Here is a 19,180-nt window from a genome sequence, read left to right as displayed (position 1 = left end):
GAGCGTGCAACGACTCCGATGATCGAAACCCGCGCGCTTCCGTCCGATACCGATCTGCTGTCCCTGCATCGCCTGGACCCGCAACGCTATCCGGTGCTGCTGGAGTCGGTGGCGTCAGGCACTGCGCAAGGACGTTGGGATTTCCTGCTGGTCGCCGACGGCACCGGGCTACGGCTGGAGGCGGATGGGGTCACCCGCGATCTGCAAGGTCGGGTGGAAGCAGGCGATTTCCTGACCGTGCTCGACCGCCATTGGAAGTCGCAACGCATTCCTCGTGAAGAACCGCGCTGGCCGTTCCGCGGCGGCTGGGCGTTGCTGCTGGCGTACGAGCTGGCACAGCAGGTGGAGCCGGTGCTGCAGCTTCCGCAGGCGCCGGCGACGCAGCCGGTCGCACTCGCACTGCGCTGTCCCGCGGCCGTGCTGCGCGATCGCAGTACGGGCGACTGCGTGATCGTGGCCGAAGCGGGGCGGGGCGACTTGATCGCGTGCACCGTCGACGACGTCGCGCGCGCGGCTGGCATGCGTCCGCTACCGGCATGGCAACCACCCGCGCGTATCCACGAGGACGAACCGCAACGCTTCACTGACGGCGTCGACCGCATCCTCGACTACCTGCGCGCGGGTGACATCTTCCAGGTCAATCTGTCGCGTGCCTGGCACGCGCGATTCGATGCGCCGCTCGATCCGGCCGCGTTGTATGCGCGGCTGCGCACCGCCAATCCCGCGCCGTTTGCCGGTGTGTTCGCCACACCCGAATGGACGGTGGTCAGTTCATCGCCGGAGCGCCTCGTTTCTATACGTGGCGACGTGGTGGAGACCCGGCCCATCGCCGGTACGCGACCGCGCTTCGAAGGCGACGACGATGCGGAGCGCATCCGCGAACTGGTCGGCCATCCGAAGGAGCGCGCCGAGCACGTCATGCTGATCGACCTGGAGCGCAACGACCTGGGCCGCGTCTGCACGCCCGGCAGCGTGCAGGTCGACGAACTGATGACGGTGGAGAGTTACGCCCACGTGCACCACATCGTCAGCAATGTGCGCGGCCACCTCCGGGCCGATGCCACACCCGGCGACGTCATTCGCGCCACGTTCCCCGGCGGCACCATCACGGGCTGCCCGAAGGTGCGTTGCATGCAGATCATCGCCGAACTGGAACAGGTGCCCCGCGGCGCCTACACCGGCGCGTTCGGCTGGTTGAACCGCGACGGCGATCTCGACCTGAACATCCTGATCCGCAGCGCCGAGGTGGTCGCGGACGGTGCGGGCAGCGTGGCCCGGTTCCGCACTGGCGCGGGCATCGTGGCCGACTCGATCCCGGACAGGGAACTGGACGAGACCCGCGCCAAGGCCCGGGGCGTGCTGCGGGCGCTGGAAGGCTGACCGGGGTTCGCCCGGCGCCTGCGCCTACAGCCTGAGACGGCGACCGGGTATCCTGCACAGCCTGCTTCACACCCCGAGGATTGCGTGGCGTCAGCACTCAAGCGCGGTTGCCGCTTCATCGTCATCACCTTCGTCCTGTTGCTCGCCGTGGCGGTCGCCGGTGGGCTGTGGCTGTGGCAGGGCCATCGTGGCTTCGGCGACGCGCTACTGGACGGCGTGACGCCCGGCAGCACCGTGGAGGTCGCCCGTGGCGACGCATTCCCCACCGTGCTTCGCAAGCTGCGCGAGCGCGGCGTGACGCAGGGATCGGATCTGCAATGGCGCTTGCTAGCGCGCGAGACCGATACTGCCAGCCAGTTGAAGGTGGGCGAATACGCGCTGGAGCCGACCCTCACGCCTCGCGAACTGCTCAAGCGCATGCGCGAAGGCCGCACGCTGCAATACCGCGTCACGATCGTGGAGGGCTGGAACATCCGGCAACTGCGCGCCGCGTTGCGCGCCGCCACGCCGCTGCAGCAGGAGACTGCGCAGATGAGTGATGCCGAACTGATGGCGGCGCTAGGCCACGACGGCCAGCATCCCGAGGGCCGCTTCCTGCCCGAGACCTATGTCTACACCCGTAGTGAAACCGACCTGGACGTGCTCAAGCGCGCCTATGGCGCCATGGAGAAGGCGGTCGATGCGGCCTGGCAGGCACGCGCGCAGGACATTCCGCTGAACTCGGCCGAAGAGGCGCTGATCCTGGCCTCTATCATCGAGAAGGAAACCGGCATCGCCGAGGAACGCCCGGCGATCGCGGGCGTGTTCGCGCGCCGGCTGAAGCTCGGCATGCCGCTGCAGACCGATCCCACCGTGATCTACGGCATCGGCAGCAGCTATGACGGCAACATCCGCAAGCGCGATCTGCTGACCGATACGCCGTACAACACCTACACGCGTCGTGGTCTGACGCCCACACCCATCGCCATGCCGGGCGCCGATGCGCTGAAGGCCGCGGTGAATCCGGCGGACGGCAATGCGCTGTTCTTCGTGGCCGTAGGCGACGGCAGCGGGCGCCATATCTTTTCGGCCACGCTCGCCGAGCACAACGCCGCCGTGGCGCGCTACCTGGTGACCCGTCGCGAGACCCTGCGCAAGGCGGAAGCGCCGTGAGCGAAGCCCTGCTGTCGCAGCCGCGACTGATCACGCTGGAAGGCGGCGAGGGCGCCGGCAAGACCAGCGCCATCGCGGCCATCCGCGACCGTCTGCAGGCCGCGGGCCACGACGTGGTGCTTACGCGCGAGCCCGGCGGCACGCCGCTCGCGGAGCGCATCCGCGAACTGCTGCTGGGCGCGCAGGACGAACCGCTCGCCGCCGAGACCGAACTGTTGCTGATGTTCGCCTCGCGCGCGCAGCACGTGCGCGAAGTGGTGCGTCCGGCGCTGCGACGCGGCGCCTTCGTCATCAGCGACCGTTTCACCGATTCCAGTTACGCCTACCAGGGCGCCGGCCGTGGCCTTGATCCCGAGTGGATCGCCGCGCTCGAGCGCCGCGCAGTGGGATTGAAGCCGGGCCTGACCCTGCTGCTCGATCTCGACGTGCGCGAGGGCCGTGCACGTACCGCCGGTCGCGACCTGTGGCCGGACCGCATCGAGAGTGAGCAGGACGATTTCTTCGAACGCGTGCGCGCCGGCTTTCGTGCGCGCGCCGTCGCCGAGCCCAACCGTTTCCGCGTGATCGATGCCGCCTTGCCACCGACCGGCGTCGCCGCAGCGGTCGAGCAGGCCATCACCGCTTACCTGCGCACCCTGACGGACAGCGATCTGGCATGAGCGCAGCGTTCTCGCCCTGGCAGCAACGCGCCTACGACCATGCCGTCGCGGCGCTGGAGTCCGGCCGTCTCGGCCACGGCCTGCTCGTCTGTGGTCCGGCCGGCCTGGGCAAGCGAGCGGTGCTCGACCGGCTGGCGCGCCGCGTGCTGGCGCAGCAGCGCGATGCGCACGGTGAGCCCGCGCCGGACGATCGCAGCGCCCGGCTGATCGACGCCGGTACGCATCCGGACCTGCAGGTCATCTCGTTCGTCGCTACCAAGGACGGCAGCAAGCTGCGCACCGAGATCGTGATCGACCAGATTCGCGAGGTATCGCAGAAGCTGGCGTTGACACCGCAGTACGGCGGCGCACAGGTGGCGCTGATCGATCCCGCCGATGCGATCAACCGGTCGGCCTGCAATGCCTTGCTGAAGACGCTGGAAGAACCCGCACCCAACCGCTACCTGTGGTTGGTCAGCGCGCAACCCGCGCGGCTGCCCGCCACGATCCGCAGCCGCTGCCAGCGCATCGAGTTCCGGCTGCCGCCGCGCGACGAAGCGCTCGCCTGGCTGCAGGCGCAGGGACATTCCGCTACCGATGCCGCGCGCGCGCTGGATGCAGCGCGCGGTCACCCCGGCCTGGCCGACGACTGGCTGCGCAACGACGGGCTGGCACTGCGCGAGGCCGTGGCACGCGACATGCAGCGGCTGGAGAAGGGCGAGGTCGGCGTGGTCGAGACCGCACAGCGCTGGGCCAACGATGAACTCGCCGACGCACGGCTGCGGCATGCGGCGGACCTCGCGCTGGAACAGGCCGGCACCGTCGGCTTGACCGATCCGGCCCGATTGAACAAGCTGGCCGCCTGGTTCGACGCCGCCAACCGTACCCGCGACCTGTTGCGGACCACGGTACGCGGCGACCTGGCCATGGTGGAACTGCTGCTGGCCTGGGCCGGCAGCGATCGCGGACGCGCTGTCGGGGCGCGCCGCTGACCGAAACACGGAGACGCTGATGAATGCAGCAGGTGGACGGCAGGGCATCCTGTCGCTGGCAGTGAAGGACAAGGCTGCGCTGTACAACGCGTACATGCCGTTCGTGAAGGGCGGCGGCATCTTCGTGCCCACGCCGAAGCGCTACTTCCTCGGCGACGAGGTCTTCCTGCTGCTCACGCTGCCCGAATCAAGCGACCGCCTGCCGGTGGCCGGCAAGGTGGTGTGGGTGACGCCCGTCGGCGCGCAGGGCAACCGTGCGGCCGGTATCGGCGTGCAGTTCGCCGAGAACGGCGAGGGCGAGGCCATCAAGAACCGCATCGAGACGATGCTGGCCGGCAGCCTCAACGGCGAGAAGCCGACGCACACGATGTGAGCGATCACGGCCCTAGCGTCGGGCCGTGAAAGCGCTGCGTTGGCCTGGCCCGCCGGGCGGAGCGGGCATCGTGCGGGGAATGGTCGATCTGCGGTCTACCGCTTCGTCGCCAGTACATCCCTGCCCAAAGGAACGCCCATGAAATACCTCGGCCTTGCCTACTTCACCCCTGACGCGTTCAACGCAATGGCCCCCGGCGAGATCGAGGCGCTGGTAAGCCAGTGCCCCGCCCTGGACGAAAAGATGCGCGCCACCGGCAAGGTGCTCGTATCCGCGTCACTGGGCGACCTGGAAGGCTGGAGGACGCTCCGTCCCCGCAGCGGCAGGACGCAGATCAGTGACGGGCCCTACACCGAATCGAAAGAAGTGGTGGGTGGGCTGTTTGTCATCGAAGCGGACACCCACGAAGAGGCCCTGGAGATTGCATCGATGCATCCGGCGGCCACGCTGGGTGAAGCGGGCGGATGGGCCGTCGAACTCATTCCCATGGAGTTCTATCTCGCTCGCTGAAGGCATGAGGGGCGCCCATGAACCTGCGGGCGCCCACATGCTTCGTGCAGGGCGTGACGTCGTGGCCCTGATCTCCGAGGACCGACTTACCGCGCGATGTTGCGGTCGAGGAACGCGAGCATGCTCGCCGCGATCTCGCCGCCGTGCGTCTCGATGGCGAAATGACCCGTGTCGAGGAAACGCACTTCGGCCTTCGGGTTGTCGCGCTTGTAGGCTTCGGCACCGGCGGGAATGAAGAACGGATCGTTCTTGCCCCAGATCGCCAGGGTCGGCGGCTGGTACGCGCGGAAGAACGCATGCAGCTGAGGGTACTGCCGGACGTTGCTGCCGTAGTCGAGCAGCAGGTCCATCTGCGGTTCGTCGCCGATACGTGCGATCGCGGCGGACGCCAATTGGTAGGCCTCGGGTGCGATCAGCGAGGTATCGCGGACGCCCTCGGTGTACTGCCACTTGATCATGTCCGGCGTGTTGAAGCGGCGCAGCGCTTCGCGGTTCTCGGCGGTCGGTGCGTCCCACGCCTTGCGCATGTCGGCCCAGCCGGCGCTGAGGCCTTCTTCATAGGCGTTGCCGTTCTGGCTGACGATGGCGGTGATCTTCCGGGGATTGGCCACGGCCAGGCGCCATCCGACGGGTGCGCCGTAGTCGAAGACGTAGAGCGCGTAACTATCCAGGCCCTTCTCGACCGTAAAGGCGTCGATGACCGAGGCCACGTTGTCGAAGGTGTAATCGAACGCGACGCCCGGGTTGACCGTCGTCTGTCCGAAGCCCGGCAGGTCGGGGGCAATGACGCGGTAGCGCTGCGCCAGCACCGGAATCAGGTCGCGGAACATGTGGGAGGAGGCGCCGAAGCCGTGCAGGAGCAGGACGGCCGGGGCATCCGCAGGTCCCGCTTCCCGGTAGAAGACGCTGACGCCCTGGATGTCGGCGGTGCGGTAGTGAACCTGGCTGGCGGACTCAGCCGCCGTGGCAGAGAGGGCGGTGCCTAGCGTGGCGGCAGCCAGAAATAGGCTTTTGAGGCTCATGACGGATTCTCGTGATGGTGGATAGGCTGAACGTAAATAACCTCAATAAGATTGTTTAAGAGGTTACTTTGACCTAGACTGCGCCTGTCGTGGTAACCTGTCAATAGTTATTTTAGAGGTTACTTTTATGGGTGCTGTGGAGCTGCGCGCAGCAAATGGCATTACCGATGCCCCCCAGGTGGGCGATCACCTGGCGCTGGACCTGCTCAACACGGAGGCGCGAAGCCAGGGCCTTACCGTCGATCACTGGACAACGCCCGAAGACGTGTGCCGATGGCTGGCGCGACAGGGCGTGTTGCCGGCAGATCCCGTCGGGCCGGTGCCTGCGGATCTACTGATGCGCGGTCGCGAACTGAGGACCGCGGTCCGGGAAGCGATCGCCGCGCGCAAGGCGGGCGAACCGGTCGGTATCGAAGGTCTTAATACCTACCTTCAGGCGTACGTCACCGCGCCGCTTCTTCAACGGGACGATACGGGCGCGGTAACGCTGGCTCGTGTCGCACGCGGCGACGGGGCCGTGTCGATGCTCGGCCCGGTCGCCGAAGCCGCGGCCCACCTGCTGGCGGAAGGCGACTTCGCCCTGGTCCGGCAGTGCGAACACCCCGACTGCATCCTGTGGTTCTACGACCGCACCAAGTCGCACAAGCGGCGCTGGTGCAGCATGGCCCAGTGCGGCAACCGGCATAAGGCCGCGCAGTTCCGTAAGCGCAGCAGCGCGGAGTGAGCCGCGTTGGACGGGGTTACGCGTAGCGGTGCGATGCCGCTACGCGCGCTGATTCATTGGGCGCCGTAATAGCCGCCGTAGTGCTTGATCGGCGACCAGGCCGGGAGGATGTGGGGCAGACGCGGCGAAAGCGGGCTGAAGTCTTCCGCGCCGAACACCACGCGGCCATCCATCACGGTGAGCACCGAGGCCACCGACGCGATCTGGTGCTCGGGCACGGTGAAGTAGTCCCTGTCCAGCAGCGCGAAGTCCGCCAGGTGGCCGGGCGCGATCCTGCCCATCGCGTGCTCCTGGTGCATGAACCACGCCGGGCCGCGGGTGAACAGGTTCAGCGCCTCGGCGCGGGAGAGGCGGTTGTCCTTGGCCAATACTTCCGAACCCGACACCGACTTTCCCGAGACGATCCAGCTGATCGCGACCCACGGGTTGAATGTGGCGGCACGGAACGCGTCGGTGCTCATGGCCAGCGGAACGCCGCTGTCGACGAGGTGGCGCAGATGCGGTGTCTGCAGCGCCTTCTCGCGGCCATGCGTCTTGATGAAACCATCGCCGTGCAGGGCCATCTTGGGATCCAGCGCAATGCCGCCGCCGAGCGCCTTGACCCGCGCGATATTGGCCGGGCTGATCGTCTCCGCGTGCTCGATGCTCCAGCGCAGGCCGTCGAGCGGCATCGTCGCGTTGAGCGTTTCCATCGCATCGAGGAACGGAGTGATGTTCTCGTCGTAACTGATATGCATGCGGAACGGGATCCGCCGCTGCACCAGCTTGGCGACGTCCCGCTCGACATGGCGTCGCATCGTGTCCGGATCGATGATGATCGCCGGTTGGTCGAAGTTCTCGTGGTCATGCAGCTCCATCCGCAGCACCTCGCCGGCGCCCTGGTAGGCGTGGCCATGCGCGAGGGTGGGGTGCAGGTTCTGTCCGGGACTGATGGGCGCGGTGCGCGTGATCGCGTCGATCTGCGCATCGACCATCTCGGTGCCGCCGAACTGCATGTCCATGAAGGGCAGGCGGATGTTCAGGCGGTTGTCGCGCGCGAGTGCGTCGACGGTGGGCTGGGCGAGGGGATAGCCGCGGTTGCCGGCATCGATCGCCGAGGTGACGCCGAAGCGGTTGAGCGCGTGGATGGTGTGGGTCAGCGCGCTCACCTGCTCGTCGAAGCTGGGCTGCGGCACCATCGTTTCCAGAGTGACGAAGACGAAGGTGTAGCCGTGCACCACGCCGGTGTAGTTGCCTTGCGCGTCCTTTTCGAACTCGGTGCCCGGCAGGGTCGGGAACCGATCGGTGCCCACGCCGAACGCGGCCATCGCCTGCGGGTTCAGGAAAGCGCGGTTGTAGGCGTACTGCACCACCATGGGGTGGTCGGGCACGGCCTTCCGCAGTTCCTCCATGGTGGGAAAGCGGTTCTCCTTGAACTGGTAGGGCGACCAGCCTCCGATCACCTTGACCCAGTGGCCCTTGGGTGTCCGCTTCGCCTGCTCGGCCAGCATGTCGAGCGCACGGCGCAGCGTCGGCACGCCGTCCCAACGCAGGGTGTAGGTGTAATGGCTTTCGTTCAGTACGTGGGTGTGGGCGTCGCTGATGCCGGGGATCAGCCGGCGGTTGCCTGCATCGATCACGCGCGTGCCGGTGTTCTTCAGGCCGAGGATGTCGGCATCCGTGCCGACGGCGTAGATACGTCCCTGTTTGACGGCCACGGCAGAGGCCTCGGGTTGTGCCTGATTGCCAGTGAAGACCTTCGCGTTGAAGACGATCAGGTCCGCGCCGGCCGCTGACGGGGTGGACTGTGCGTGGGCGCTCTGGATGCCATGCGCCGCCAGCAGCGCAGCAAGTAGTGTCCTGATCATCTCGATCCTCGTACCTGAAGAAGGGCTGCGGGTTGCGCGGGTGCCGTGGAGTTCCGCAAGGGATGCGGCAACGCCAGCATAGGTCGCGAAGAGGGGTCGAAGACGCGCCGTCGGTGTCAACAGGATTGGACGATGCGTCCAATGTCGATGCGCTTCCACGCGGCCCGCTTGCGGCCTACGCTCTTGCAGCGCGTTGCGTCCTCACTGCGCATGCACGTCATGCGCAGGCCTCGCAGCGTTGCCGCGCGGTGCAATACGGACGCGTTCCTGGTCAACGGACACAGCGAGACGCCACCAGGAACGTGGCGCTACAGGCATCCGATCGCCTGTGCGGGATGGCGTGGATCGCCTGGTACGACTGGATTTATCTGCATTCCGCGCCTCATCCGTCACCGTTCAGCGATGACCGTCCCATTCGTTGGACGGAGCGTCCAACGCGCGAACGCTTGCGAAGCTGCCGTGGGTAACCCAGTTTGCCTCTCAAGCGGAACCCGGCAGATGCAGTGTCGTCATGCCGGTAACGCATTCCTCACAATGAGAAGGAGAAGGACATGAGTGAACTGGCAGGCAAGCGCGCGCTGGTGACTGGCGCATCACGCGGCATCGGTGCGGCCATCGCACTGGCACTGGCCGAGAAGGGTGCGGATGTGGCGATCACCTATGCGGGATCGGCCGATCGCGCCGCCGATGTCGTCAGCGCGATCGAAGCGAAGGGCCGCAAGGCGGTCGCCCTCCAGGCCGACAGCGGTGACCCGGACGCGATCAAGCGCTCGGTCGCCGAAGCGGTCGGCGTACTGGGTGGCCTGGACATCCTGGTGAACAACGCTGCAGTTGCGCTCTACAACCTGATCGCGGACATCAGCGCCGACGAGATCGATACCATGCTGCGGATCAATGTCCGCGGGCCGATCCTCGCTGCGCAGGCCGCCATTCCCCACCTGCAGGCAGGCGGGCGCATCATCACGATCGGCTCGGCGGGCGCCGACCGTATCGTCGGCGAGCCAGGTTCGGTCTACTACATGACCAAGTCGGCGATGCAGTCCTTCACGCGCGGCCTCGCGCGCGAGCTGGGTCCCCGCGACATCACCGTGAATCTGGTGCAGCCGGGATCGACGAACACGGAGTCGAATCCTGCTAACGGCGAGTTCGCGGACTTCCAGCGTGCGCTGTCGCCGCTCGGCCGGTTCGGTGAGCCGACTGACGTGGCGGCGGCGGTGGCGTTCTTCGCCAGTCCCGCGGCGCGGCACATCACCGGCGCCATCCTCAACGTCGATGGCGGCCAGGTGACCTGATTCCGCCGTCGATCGCTACCAGGCGCCGAGCTTCGGAAGTTCGGCGCCGACGTGATCGAGGAAGGCGCGCACCGACGGCAGCATGCCTTGCCGGTGCGGCACCAGCGCGGTGAGTGTTCCGGAGCCCGCAGCCCAGTCCGGCAGGATGCGGCGGAGCTTGCCGGAAGTGACGGCATCGCGGCAGACATAGGGCGGCAGGGCGACGATACCCAGGCAATCCACCGCCGCCTTCTGCAGGGTCGACACGTCGTCGCTCACCAGCCGCGGTGCAAGTGGAACGACCACGTCTTCGCCCTCGCCGCGGATGTGGCGCAGGCGCCAGGTCTGGGGTGCATCTCCCCGCACCATGAACAGCGATGCGTGGCCCAGCAGTTCGTCCGGTGTCCGGGGCTCGCCGTTTGCCTCCAGATACGACACGCCGGCATACAGGTGGAAGTTCTGCGTGATCAGGCGGCGCTGCACCAGGGACGAGTCGGGGAGCGGATCCGAATGCCCGCGGATCGCCACGTCGAAGTTCTCCCTGACGATATCGATGGAAGCGTCGGTCGCGATCGCGACGATGTTGACCTTGGGGTACTTCAGCAGGAAGTCCGCGATGATGTCCGACAGCGCGTACTGCATCGTCGACAGCGCGGCCGTGACCCGCACCACGCCGCTGGGTTCGGACAGCCGCTGACGTACCACGATCTCCGCCATCTCCGCTTCGCGCAGTACCGACACGGCATGGTTGTAGAAATCCCGGCCCGCCTCGGTCACGCCGACATGTCGCGAGGTCCGGTGCAGCAGGCGCGTGCCGAGATCCTCCTCGAGTTTCATCATCCGATGACTGAGCGTCGACTTCGGAATCTCGAGCGCGCGGCTCGCGGCCGTGAATCCGCCCTTGTCGACGATGTTCACGAAGAACAGGAAGTCATTCAGATCAAGCATGGGCCGCTCGCGAAGATGGGCTGGGCGCCGGATGAAGACGGTGAACTGCAGGGCGCGGAACCTGACCAAGGATACCTGCGAGCGTACCGCGTCGTTGAGCGCTCCGTCGTTTCCCCGGAAGCGTTCAATGCATTGGACGGATCGTCCAAGCACCCGGAGGCGGGAAAACCGACTGCGGTGCGTATGCTCGGTGGCTCATCGTCGTGATGAGCCGTGTGAGGGAAGAGAGTGAACGCAAGCGCGTTGAACGTACGGTCTTCTTTGCCTGACCGGGCCGATACCGTGCGTCCGGATGGCCGCATATCCGATCATCCCGGCAGTTGCTTGCCCGCGCGACGGGACGTAAGGATGCGGTCCGTCATCCGCGCCATGACCTACATCGAGTCGAACTTCCGGGAGCCGGTCACGCTGGACGATGTCGCCAGGATCGCGTGCGCCAGCAAATTCCACTTCGCCAGGATATTCCGCGAACAGATCGGGATGAGCCCGATGCAGTATGTCCGCTGGCGGCGCGTGCTGGAGGCGAAACGCATGCTCCGGGCCGGACGCAATCCGCTGGCGACGATCGCGCTGAATCTCGGGTACTTCGACCACAGCCACTTCTCCCGGTCATTCCGGTCGTTCACCGGCATGGGGCCGCACCAGTATCTTCTCGCCGCGCAGCGGACCCGCCGCGAGCGCGGGGGCTAGCCCGTCCGTGTGGCCATGCGCGGTGACGTGGACAGGGACGTCCATGGATGGCGGTGCGGGGTGGCTTCTGCACCCGGATGCGCTCAGTTCCGGCGCATGAGGATCATCTTTTCCTGCGTCATGTCGCGCATGGTGTAAGGGATGCCGCCGGTGCCGTATCCGGACTCGCGGCGACCTGCGAAGGGCATCCAGTCGGTGCGGAAAGCGGTGGGATCGTTGATCATCACGGCCGAGGCGTCGAGGCGGTTCGCCGCACGCAGCGCGATGTCGATGTCCTGCGCGAAGATGCTGGCCTGGAAGGCCGTCGGCAGGGCGTTGGCACGGGCGATGGCGTCGTCGAGATCGTCATAGCGATAGACCGCGACTACTGGACCGAAGATCTCCTGCGTGGTGACCCGCGCGTCGGTGCCGGGATCGAGCAGCACCGTCGGTTGCAGCGTCGTCTCCGAAAGGCGTCTGCCCCCGGTGGCGAGCGTGGCACCGCGCTTGGTCGCTTCGTCGATCCATTCCGCGACGCGGTCGGCCTCGCGCGGCAGGATCAGCGGACCCACTTCGGTGTCCTTCAGCGTGGGGTCGCCGGTCCGCAACCGCTCGACACGCGCGACAAGCCGGTGCATGAAGTCGTCGGCGATGGCGTTGTGGACGTAGATGCGTTGCGTGGATACGCAGACCTGGCCGGCGTGGTAGTAGCCGCCTTTCACGATGGGTTCGATGATCCTGTCCAGATCGGCGCTGCGATCCACGATGGCCGGCGCAGCGCCGCCATGCTCCAGCACGGAGCGCGCGCCGTGCGCGAGCTTGGCATGCAGCGACCAGCCAACCCGGGCCGAGCCGATGAAGCTCAGGAACGCGACGCGCTTGTCGGTCGCCAGCTTTTCGGCCAGTTCGTTGCCGTCGGGAAGGAAGCTCTGGCACCAGGGTTCGGGCAGGCCGGCTTTATGGACCAGCGCCACGAACTCGAGGCAGGAGAGCGGCGTCGTGCCCGCGGGCTTCACGATGACCGGACAGCCGACCGCGATGGCGGGCGCCACCTGGTGGACGATCAGGTTCAACGGATGATTGAACGCCGAGATCGCCGCCACGATGCCGATGGGCTCCTTGGTGGTGAAGGCCCAGCGGTTCTCCGCCGCTGCCGACAATCCCATCGGGATTTCCCGGCCGGCGAAGTTGCGCAGTTCGTCGGCGGCATTGTGGACGCCGTCGATGGCACGCGTGGTCTCGACGATGGCGTCAGGCAGCGGCTTGCCGCCTTCGCGCGCGATCTGCAGCGCGAGGTGGTCGCGCCGGTCTTCCATCAAGGCGGCCAGCCTGCGCAGGATGGCGATGCGCTGATGCGGCTTGAGCCAGCCGTCGCGGTCCCTGAAGACGCGGTCGGCCGCCTGCAGCTTGCGTTCCAGCGCCGCGGCGTCTTCTGTTTCCAATTCGGCGATCGATGCGCGATCGAAGGCCTGCACGACGTTCAACATGGGGGATGTCCTTGTAATCCGGATGCCAGGGAGATCGGCGATGTCGCGAGGCCGCCGTTACGCGCACTCCAGGCCGGGCTTCCGGTTGCGCAATTCATCGACCAGCACGCGTGTGTTCTCGGAATAGTCGATGGGCACGTCGACCAGATGCACGCCACCGCCGGCGAAGGCGGCTTCGAGCGTCGGCACGAGCTCTTCGACGGCGGTCACCCGCGATCCCTTCGCGCCATAGGCCTGCGCGTAGCGCACGAAATCCGGATTGCCGAAGCGCATGCCGAAATCCTCGAAGCCGTCGACCGCCTGCTTCCAGCGGATCATGCCGTAGGCACTGTCGTTGAGGATGACCACGACCAGGTTCAACCCCAGCCGCACGGCCGTCTCCATTTCTTGCGAATTCATCATGAAGCCGCCGTCGCCGCAGACCGCCATCACGCGGCGTTGCGGATACAGCATCGCCGCCATCATCGCCGACGGCAGGCCGGCGCCCATCGTGGCGAGCGCGTTGTCGAGCAGCAGCGTATTGGCCACATGCGTGCGGTAGTTGCGCGCGAACCAGATCTTGTACATGCCATTGTCGAGGCAGACGATGCCGTCGTCCGGCATGACCTCGCGCACATCGTGGACCAGGCGCTGCGGCGTGACCGGAAAGCGGTCTTCCTCGGCCCGGTCGTTGAGGCGGGCGAGGATCTTCTGGCGCAGCTCGATCATCCCCTCGTCGGGCGTGAGCCGGCCTTCGAGCCGTGTCGCGAGCGCTTCGACGGACGCGCCGATGTCGCCGATCACCTCGATGTCCGGGTGATAGACCTGTTCGACCGTGGCCGACTGGAAGCCGATGTGGATGACCTTCGGGCCGCCGGCGTTCTTCATCAGGAACGGGGGCTTTTCGACGGTGTCGTGGCCGATGGCGATGATTACGTCCGCGCGGGCCACCGCTTCGTGGACATAGTCGCCCTCCGACAGCGCTGCGGTGCCCATGTAGAGGTTGGAGCCGCCAGTGACGGCGCCCTTGCCCATCTGCGTGTTGAAGAAGGGCAGCCGGGTACGCGCCACGAAGGCCGACAGCGCGTCGGCCAGCCAGGGCCGGCTGCCGGCGGCGCCGATCATCACCAGCGGTCGCCTGGAAGCGAGGAACATCGCCGCGGCCCTGTCGATCGCGGCAGGAGGTGCGATCGGGCGATCGATCGGATGCACGGGAACGACCGCGGCGCTTTCGACTTCCTCGGCGGCGATGTCCTCCGGCAGTTCGAGATGCACCGGGCCCGGGCGCTCTTCCATCGCGACACGGAACGCGTCCCGTACCGTCGCGGGAATGGCGGCCGCGCTGACGATCTGGCGCGTCATCTTCGTCAGCGGCTTCATCGACGCGACGATATCGACGATCTGGAAGCGCGCCTGCCGGGCGCTCATCACGGCCTTCTGGCCGGTGATGAGGATCATCGGCCAGGCCCCGAGATGGGCGTAGGCCGCGCCGGTCGAGAAGTTCAGTGCACCGGGGCCCAGCGTGGCGAGGCATACGCCGGGCCGGCCCGTGAGCCGTCCGTGCGTGGCGGCCATGAACGCGGCGGCCTGTTCATGGCGCGTCAGGACCAGTTCGATGCGGGAGGTCCGCAGCGATTCCAGGAAATCGAGGTTCTCCTCGCCCGGTACGCCGAAGATGCGGTCTACGCCCTCGTTCTCGAGCGCTTCGACCAACAGGGTGGAACCCTTGCGCATGGTCCGGATCCTCATGGCAGTGAATCGGATGGAGCGGGACGAACGTTGTGCAGGGACGAGTCTAGCAAGCGACGCCGAAGTGCGCGGTGCACGCTGCGAAATGCGCAATCGTGTCTGCGCTGACCGGGCAGCCATCGGCTTCAAGGACGGATCGTTTCGCTGCTCGTGGATTCTCCGTTATTGCCCCACCCGGTCAGCATCGTCCATCTGCGCACACGCCTGATTCCCGATACATCAAGGCGTCGCGTGGAGGAGGTATATCGCCGTCGAAAACAGGGCGACCCTGCTCGCGCCGGTCGACGCTACGCATGTCAGCGAAGGGCGCTCAGGAAGTTCGGGACATTCCTGAAGTGCTCGATGAGTTCTTCAGCGAGCGCCCGTACCTTGCGGGACGGGTGGAGGCCGGGCGGCCGGATGACGTAGACGCCGGTCTCCGGCGGGGGATAGCGGGTCATTACGGGGACGAGGGCGCCAGAGACAAGGTGGTCGTGCACAAGACCTTCAGGTACCGATGCGATGCCGACACCCGCCACCGCTGCGGCAACGAGCGCAACGCCGTTGTCGGCCTTGAAGCGTCCCCGCGGGTTGATTGTGAGGATCTGGTCGCCATCGGTCAGACGCCAGGTCTCGGTTCCTTGCATGAGCGCCTCGTGCGCGGCCAGTTCGTCCGGTGTTTCCGGTGAGCCATGGGCTTCGATGTAGGCGGGACTGGCGACGAGCGCCCGATAGATGGTGCCGACGCGCCGCGCGACCAGATTGGAGTCCTGCAGGTCGCCAAGCCGGATGGCGCAGTCGAATCCTTCCGCGATGAGATCGACGAAGCGATCGCTGTACACGGTATGGATATGAAGGCGGGGATGCGTGTGCGCCATGCTGGCCAGCACCGGCGCGAAGTGCGTGGGCCCGAACGAGAGCGGAACCGCGATCCTCAGGCGCCCGACCAGATCTCCCCCCGGCTGGATCGCATCCTTGGCGGCGTCTATCTCCGCGCACGCGCGCGCCGCGTGGTCGCGGAAGGTCGTGCCTGCTTCGGTGAGCGAGCCGCCACGCGAATTGCGTGCGACAAGCTGCACGCCGAGCTCCGCCTCCAGGCGACTCAGGCGTCGGCTGACGAGCGACTTCGAGATGCCGAGCCTCTGCGCGGCATGGGTCACGCCGCCGGCATCGGCAAGCTCGACGAAGGTACGAAGCTCTTCTATATCCATGGTGTCGATTCCTGTGTGATCGCGAAGCCTGACATGAAACGTAACCGTTGCTGTGTTTCATGTTCTGCAACACAGCTTGGCCGGGACGGTGGGTTCAATGCAGGGGCGGGAGGTGTCACGCTTCGTTACCCGGATGACGTGCTTTGTCTGCGGCAGATTCGCTGGCGGATAGCGCGATAGAGCAAGGAAATCCATGACGTTCCAACGCAGCTGCGCTCTGATTCTTTCAGATGCGCTATCCCGGCGGTCCCGAATCGCCGAGATGAAACTCGAGAGATCGCATGATTGAGATGGTCATCGAACAGCGCCGCCGCAATCTGGGTGGTTCCTTTGAAGTCGGGCGCGTACTGCCGTTCGCCAAGCAACGCATGGTCGGGCCGTTCATCTTCTTCGATCACATGGGTCCCATGGACCTGGCACCTGGCCTCGATCGTAGCGCCGACGTGCGTCCCCATCCGCATATCGGTCTGTCGACGGTGACCTATCTGTTCTCCGGCCAGATGATGCATCGCGACAGCCTCGGCTTCGAGATGCCGATCAGGCCTCGGGAAGTCAACTGGATGACGGCCGGCAGGGGCATCACGCACAGCGAGCGCTTCGAGCACGCACGCATTCATGGCGACCATTTGCACGGCATCCAGGCCTGGGTCGCGCTGCCCACCGAGTACGAGGAGACCGCGCCGAGTTTCTCGCATCATGCGGGAAGCGACCTTCCGGAATGGAGCGAGGGCGGCGTGCATGGCCAGCTGATCGCCGGCGAGGCCTACGGTCTGAAGGCACGTACCGCGACGCACTCGCCGCTGTTCTACGCGCACCTGGACATGGCGTCCGGCGCGACGGCGGAGATTCCGGGCGGATACGCCGAGCGCGCGCTCTATATCGCATCCGGCACCGTCGAGATGGGAGGCGATGTGCATGGCGCCGGCAGGATGCTCGTACTCGACAAAACCGCGTCGCGCGTGACGGCCCTGGAACGATCGGCGCTGATGGTGCTCGGCGGCGAGCCCGTCGGCGAACGCTTCATCTACTGGAACTTCGTGTCGTCTTCCCGGGAGCGGCTGGTCGAGGCTGCCGCCGACTGGAAGGCGGGACGGATCAAGCTGCCGGACGCGGACGACAAGGAGTTCACGCCGTTGCCCGAAGACGGCGGCCCGCCCGTGCATGGCGCATCGAGCGCGCCTCGCACCGCACCTTGAACCGATGAGCGCGGCCTCATGCCCCGGCATGACGTGACCGCGCGGCTGCAAGACGACGGAGCCGGACCGGCAACGGCGGTCGCCCTGTGCGCGACGCCGGGCCGTGCGTCATGCCGCGTCCGCTCCACCAGAAAGGCCTCCCTGCGAGGCTGCCACCACCTTCGCCACGAATCTGGAGACTGCATCTTGAGCACCACCACCACGCCCCACAAGAAGATAGCCAACCACGAGAAGGTCATGCCGTGGCAGGCCGGCTACGGCTATACCCAGGCACTGCAGGTCAAGGACACGGTGTATCTGGCCGGTCAGCTGAGCCACGACATGCAGGGCAATCTGGTGGCACCGGCCCCGCTGGACGCGCAGGGCCGTCCGACCGATTTTTCCAGCATGGAAGCGCAGATGCGCCAGAGCTATCGCAATGCCGCGGCGCTGCTGGCCGGCTTCGGCGCCACCTTCGACGACGTCGTCGAGGAAAACCTGTTCGTGCTCGACATCGGCGCGTCGTACGCGGTGGCGCAGAAAGTCAGGGCCGAGTTCTACGGCAACGACCAGCCGGCGTGCGCGAGCAACCTCATCGGCGTCAGCCAGCTGGCGCTACCGGGCCAGCTGATCGAAGTGACGTTCCGCGCCGTGTTGAAGGACGCCTGAGTTCCGCGCATCGATCGCGCTGCTGCAAAGAACGAAGACAGATCGGCGATCAAGCGTTTCGCTCCGCCTGCGAAGAACGCCTCCCGCCTAAGCACCCATCACCCACCACAGAAGGAGAGACTCCATGCCTACCGCCACCCCGACGCCCGCCAAGGGCCTGCTCACCCCCGACAACCACACGCTGATCCTGATCGATCACCAGCCGCAGATGGCGTTCGCAACGAAGTCGCTGGACACCGCCACCCTGCGCAACAACACCGCACTGGTGGCCAAGAGCGCGGCGGGTTTCAAGGTGTCGACCATCCTGACCACGGTGGCCGAGAAGAGCTTCTCCGGCCCCATCTTCGATGAGATCACCGACGCGTTCCCGGGTGTGCCGACGATCGACCGCACCACCATGAATGCCTGGGAAGACGCCAACATCGCCGCGCGCGTCAACGAGATCGGCAAGGGACGCCTGGTCATCGCGGGCCTGTGGACCAGCGTGTGCATCGTGCAGCCGGTCCTGTCGGCGATCGAACAGGGCTTCGAGGTCTACGTCATCACCGATGCCTGCGGCGACGTCAGCGACGAAGCGCACGAGCGCTCGGTGCAACGGATGATCCAGGTCGGTGCCCGTCCGGTGACCAGCCTGCAGTACCTGCTCGAACTGCAGCGCGACTGGGCACGTGGCGAGACCTACGACCTGACCACCGGCATCGCACGCGTCAACGGTGGCGCGTACGGCATCGGCATCACCTACGCGAAGAAGATGTTCAACGCCAGCGAAGGCGGCCACTGAACGATGTGATGTACGCGGGTGCGGCGTCTTGGCGCCGCACCCGTGCGGAAGCGCGCGGGCATCGTCGTGCCGCGCGTCATCACCGCGTCGATTCCGTCGGCGCGTACCTACACGGAGCCTGAGCATGTCGTTGCACGTCCTGCAACCGGAGCATTCCCTCACCGATGTCGGCCTGCTGTTGCTGCGCCTGGTGGCGGGCGGATTCCTGCTGCCGCATGGGTTGGGGAAGTTGTTCGGCTGGTTCAACGGGCCGGGCCTGAAAGGATTCGCCGGCGAACTGCGCGCCTTCAACCTGCCGGCGCGCGCGCCCATCCCGGCGACCCTGGCGGCGCTGCAGACGTTCGCCGGCATGCTCGTCGTGGTGGGCCTGTTCACTTCATACGCCGCGCTGGCGGGGGCCGGCTTCCTGGCCTTTACGGCGGCATTGAACCGCAGACACGGCTGGTTCTGGATGCACGGAGGCATGGAGTACCCGTTGCTATGGACAGTGACCCTGCTGTCGCTGGCGCTGCTGGGCGGGGGTTCTCTCTCGCTGGATGCCGCCGGGATCATCCCTCTGGAGAACATGCCATGACATCCGCCGATCACGATGGATCACGACGCCGCTTCATCGGCGCGCTGGCG

19 protein-coding genes are annotated in these 19,180 nt (G+C 66.4%); 13 read left to right on the top strand and 6 right to left on the bottom strand.

Features of this window, described 5'->3' with window-relative positions; translation table 11 throughout:
• Window positions 1-18: 18 nt before the first annotated feature.
• The 6 genes from IB225_RS02830 to IB225_RS02805 all read left to right on the top strand — a co-directional run bounded on the left by IB225_RS02830 (window position 19) and on the right by IB225_RS02805 (window position 5,045).
• Window positions 19-1,380, top strand: coding sequence for an aminodeoxychorismate synthase component I (locus IB225_RS02830; protein ID WP_192309577.1), 1,362 nt, complete (start codon window positions 19-21; stop codon window positions 1,378-1,380).
• Window positions 1,381-1,464: 84 nt separating this feature from the next.
• Complete coding sequence (gene mltG, locus IB225_RS02825; protein ID WP_192309575.1) at window positions 1,465-2,532, top strand: endolytic transglycosylase MltG; 1,068 nt, start codon at window positions 1,465-1,467, stop codon at window positions 2,530-2,532.
• Window positions 2,529-3,191: a dTMP kinase gene (tmk, locus tag IB225_RS02820; RefSeq protein WP_192309573.1), complete on the top strand. Its 663-nt coding sequence runs from the start codon at window positions 2,529-2,531 to the stop codon at window positions 3,189-3,191. Before mltG ends, tmk begins: the two co-directional genes overlap by 4 nt.
• Window positions 3,188-4,162 (top strand): DNA polymerase III subunit delta', encoded by a 975-nt coding sequence (locus IB225_RS02815; RefSeq protein WP_192309572.1) that lies wholly within the window; start codon window positions 3,188-3,190, stop codon window positions 4,160-4,162. The genes tmk and IB225_RS02815 overlap by 4 nt, the downstream gene beginning before the upstream one ends.
• A 19-nt stretch (window positions 4,163-4,181) precedes the next feature.
• A complete protein-coding gene (locus IB225_RS02810; protein ID WP_192271587.1) occupies window positions 4,182-4,535 on the top strand; it encodes a PilZ domain-containing protein in 354 nt (117 codons plus the stop codon).
• Window positions 4,536-4,673: 138 nt separating this feature from the next.
• Complete coding sequence (locus IB225_RS02805) at window positions 4,674-5,045, top strand: YciI family protein (protein WP_192309570.1); 372 nt, start codon at window positions 4,674-4,676, stop codon at window positions 5,043-5,045.
• Window positions 5,046-5,131: 86 nt separating this feature from the next.
• Here the strand turns inward: IB225_RS02805 and IB225_RS02800 are convergent, their stop codons facing one another.
• Window positions 5,132-6,067 carry an alpha/beta hydrolase gene (locus IB225_RS02800; RefSeq protein ID WP_192309568.1) on the bottom strand — a complete coding sequence of 312 codons (936 nt, stop codon included), beginning with the start codon at window positions 6,065-6,067 and terminating at the stop codon, window positions 5,132-5,134.
• A 127-nt stretch (window positions 6,068-6,194) separates the two neighbouring features.
• On the opposite strand from IB225_RS02800, the gene IB225_RS02795 reads away from it, so the two are divergent.
• A complete protein-coding gene (locus tag IB225_RS02795) occupies window positions 6,195-6,791 on the top strand; it encodes an ABATE domain-containing protein (protein ID WP_192309566.1) in 597 nt (198 codons plus the stop codon).
• 53 nt (window positions 6,792-6,844) lie between these two features.
• Here IB225_RS02795 and IB225_RS02790 read toward each other — a convergent pair whose 3' ends face one another.
• Window positions 6,845-8,638: an amidohydrolase gene (locus tag IB225_RS02790; RefSeq protein WP_192309558.1), complete on the bottom strand. Its 1,794-nt coding sequence runs from the start codon at window positions 8,636-8,638 to the stop codon at window positions 6,845-6,847.
• A 551-nt stretch (window positions 8,639-9,189) separates the two neighbouring features.
• Between IB225_RS02790 and IB225_RS02785 the strand changes: the two genes are divergently transcribed.
• Entirely contained in the window at window positions 9,190-9,930 is a 741-nt protein-coding gene (locus IB225_RS02785) for an SDR family oxidoreductase (RefSeq protein WP_192309556.1), read from the top strand.
• Window positions 9,931-9,945: 15 nt separating this feature from the next.
• Here IB225_RS02785 and IB225_RS02780 read toward each other — a convergent pair whose 3' ends face one another.
• Complete coding sequence (locus IB225_RS02780) at window positions 9,946-10,926, bottom strand: LysR substrate-binding domain-containing protein (protein WP_225583225.1); 981 nt, start codon at window positions 10,924-10,926, stop codon at window positions 9,946-9,948.
• 279 nt (window positions 10,927-11,205) lie between these two features.
• Between IB225_RS02780 and IB225_RS02775 the strand changes: the two genes are divergently transcribed.
• Window positions 11,206-11,547 carry an AraC family transcriptional regulator gene (locus IB225_RS02775; RefSeq protein WP_192309554.1) on the top strand — a complete coding sequence of 114 codons (342 nt, stop codon included), beginning with the start codon at window positions 11,206-11,208 and terminating at the stop codon, window positions 11,545-11,547.
• An 83-nt stretch (window positions 11,548-11,630) separates the two neighbouring features.
• On the opposite strand, the gene IB225_RS02770 is transcribed toward IB225_RS02775, so the two are convergent.
• The 3 genes from IB225_RS02770 to IB225_RS02760 all read right to left on the bottom strand — a co-directional run bounded on the left by IB225_RS02770 (window position 11,631) and on the right by IB225_RS02760 (window position 15,931).
• Window positions 11,631-13,013 (bottom strand): aldehyde dehydrogenase family protein, encoded by a 1,383-nt coding sequence (locus tag IB225_RS02770; protein ID WP_192309553.1) that lies wholly within the window; start codon window positions 13,011-13,013, stop codon window positions 11,631-11,633.
• Window positions 13,014-13,070: 57 nt separating this feature from the next.
• Window positions 13,071-14,726, bottom strand: coding sequence for an acetolactate synthase large subunit (locus IB225_RS02765; RefSeq protein WP_192309551.1), 1,656 nt, complete (start codon window positions 14,724-14,726; stop codon window positions 13,071-13,073).
• Between the two features lie 311 nt (window positions 14,727-15,037).
• A complete protein-coding gene (locus tag IB225_RS02760) occupies window positions 15,038-15,931 on the bottom strand; it encodes a LysR family transcriptional regulator (RefSeq protein WP_192309549.1) in 894 nt (297 codons plus the stop codon).
• A gap of 290 nt (window positions 15,932-16,221) precedes the next feature.
• Here IB225_RS02760 and IB225_RS02755 point away from each other — a divergent pair, with 290 nt between their 5' ends.
• The 4 genes from IB225_RS02755 to IB225_RS02740 all read left to right on the top strand — a co-directional run bounded on the left by IB225_RS02755 (window position 16,222) and on the right by IB225_RS02740 (window position 19,130).
• Window positions 16,222-17,127 (top strand): pirin family protein, encoded by a 906-nt coding sequence (locus IB225_RS02755; protein ID WP_225583224.1) that lies wholly within the window; start codon window positions 16,222-16,224, stop codon window positions 17,125-17,127.
• A gap of 186 nt (window positions 17,128-17,313) precedes the next feature.
• Window positions 17,314-17,775: a Rid family hydrolase gene (locus IB225_RS02750; protein WP_225583222.1), complete on the top strand. Its 462-nt coding sequence runs from the start codon at window positions 17,314-17,316 to the stop codon at window positions 17,773-17,775.
• Between the two features lie 124 nt (window positions 17,776-17,899).
• A complete protein-coding gene (locus IB225_RS02745) occupies window positions 17,900-18,556 on the top strand; it encodes a hydrolase (RefSeq protein WP_192309546.1) in 657 nt (218 codons plus the stop codon).
• Window positions 18,557-18,680: 124 nt separating this feature from the next.
• A complete protein-coding gene (locus tag IB225_RS02740) occupies window positions 18,681-19,130 on the top strand; it encodes a DoxX family protein (RefSeq protein WP_192309544.1) in 450 nt (149 codons plus the stop codon).
• Window positions 19,131-19,180: the final 50 nt, after the last annotated feature.

The organism is Pseudoxanthomonas sp. PXM02 (assembly GCF_014851805.1).
Classification (GTDB): Bacteria; Pseudomonadota; Gammaproteobacteria; order Xanthomonadales; family Xanthomonadaceae; genus Pseudoxanthomonas_A.
This window is presented reverse-complemented; position numbering and strand designations above follow the sequence as displayed.

Bases quoted from the DNA above. Each gene is read 5' to 3' on its own strand.
- IB225_RS02800 (WP_192309568.1), bottom strand. From the start codon at position 6,067: ATGAGCCTCAAAAGCCTATTTCTGGCTGCCGCCACGCTAGGCACCGCC.
- IB225_RS02740 (WP_192309544.1), top strand. From the start codon at position 18,681: ATGTCGTTGCACGTCCTGCAACCGGAGCATTCCCTCACCGATGTCGGC.
- IB225_RS02765 (WP_192309551.1), bottom strand. From the start codon at position 14,726: ATGCGCAAGGGTTCCACCCTGTTGGTCGAAGCGCTCGAGAACGAGGGC.
- IB225_RS02745 (WP_192309546.1), top strand. From the start codon at position 17,900: ATGCCTACCGCCACCCCGACGCCCGCCAAGGGCCTGCTCACCCCCGAC.
- IB225_RS02770 (WP_192309553.1), bottom strand. From the start codon at position 13,013: ATGTTGAACGTCGTGCAGGCCTTCGATCGCGCATCGATCGCCGAATTG.
- IB225_RS02815 (WP_192309572.1), top strand. From the start codon at position 3,188: ATGAGCGCAGCGTTCTCGCCCTGGCAGCAACGCGCCTACGACCATGCC.
- IB225_RS02775 (WP_192309554.1), top strand. From the start codon at position 11,206: ATGCGGTCCGTCATCCGCGCCATGACCTACATCGAGTCGAACTTCCGG.
- IB225_RS02810 (WP_192271587.1), top strand. From the start codon at position 4,182: ATGAATGCAGCAGGTGGACGGCAGGGCATCCTGTCGCTGGCAGTGAAG.
- IB225_RS02760 (WP_192309549.1), bottom strand. From the start codon at position 15,931: ATGGATATAGAAGAGCTTCGTACCTTCGTCGAGCTTGCCGATGCCGGC.
- IB225_RS02805 (WP_192309570.1), top strand. From the start codon at position 4,674: ATGAAATACCTCGGCCTTGCCTACTTCACCCCTGACGCGTTCAACGCA.
- IB225_RS02830 (WP_192309577.1), top strand. From the start codon at position 19: ATGATCGAAACCCGCGCGCTTCCGTCCGATACCGATCTGCTGTCCCTG.
- IB225_RS02790 (WP_192309558.1), bottom strand. From the start codon at position 8,638: ATGATCAGGACACTACTTGCTGCGCTGCTGGCGGCGCATGGCATCCAG.
- IB225_RS02795 (WP_192309566.1), top strand. From the start codon at position 6,195: ATGGGTGCTGTGGAGCTGCGCGCAGCAAATGGCATTACCGATGCCCCC.
- IB225_RS02755 (WP_225583224.1), top strand. From the start codon at position 16,222: ATGGTCATCGAACAGCGCCGCCGCAATCTGGGTGGTTCCTTTGAAGTC.
- IB225_RS02785 (WP_192309556.1), top strand. From the start codon at position 9,190: ATGAGTGAACTGGCAGGCAAGCGCGCGCTGGTGACTGGCGCATCACGC.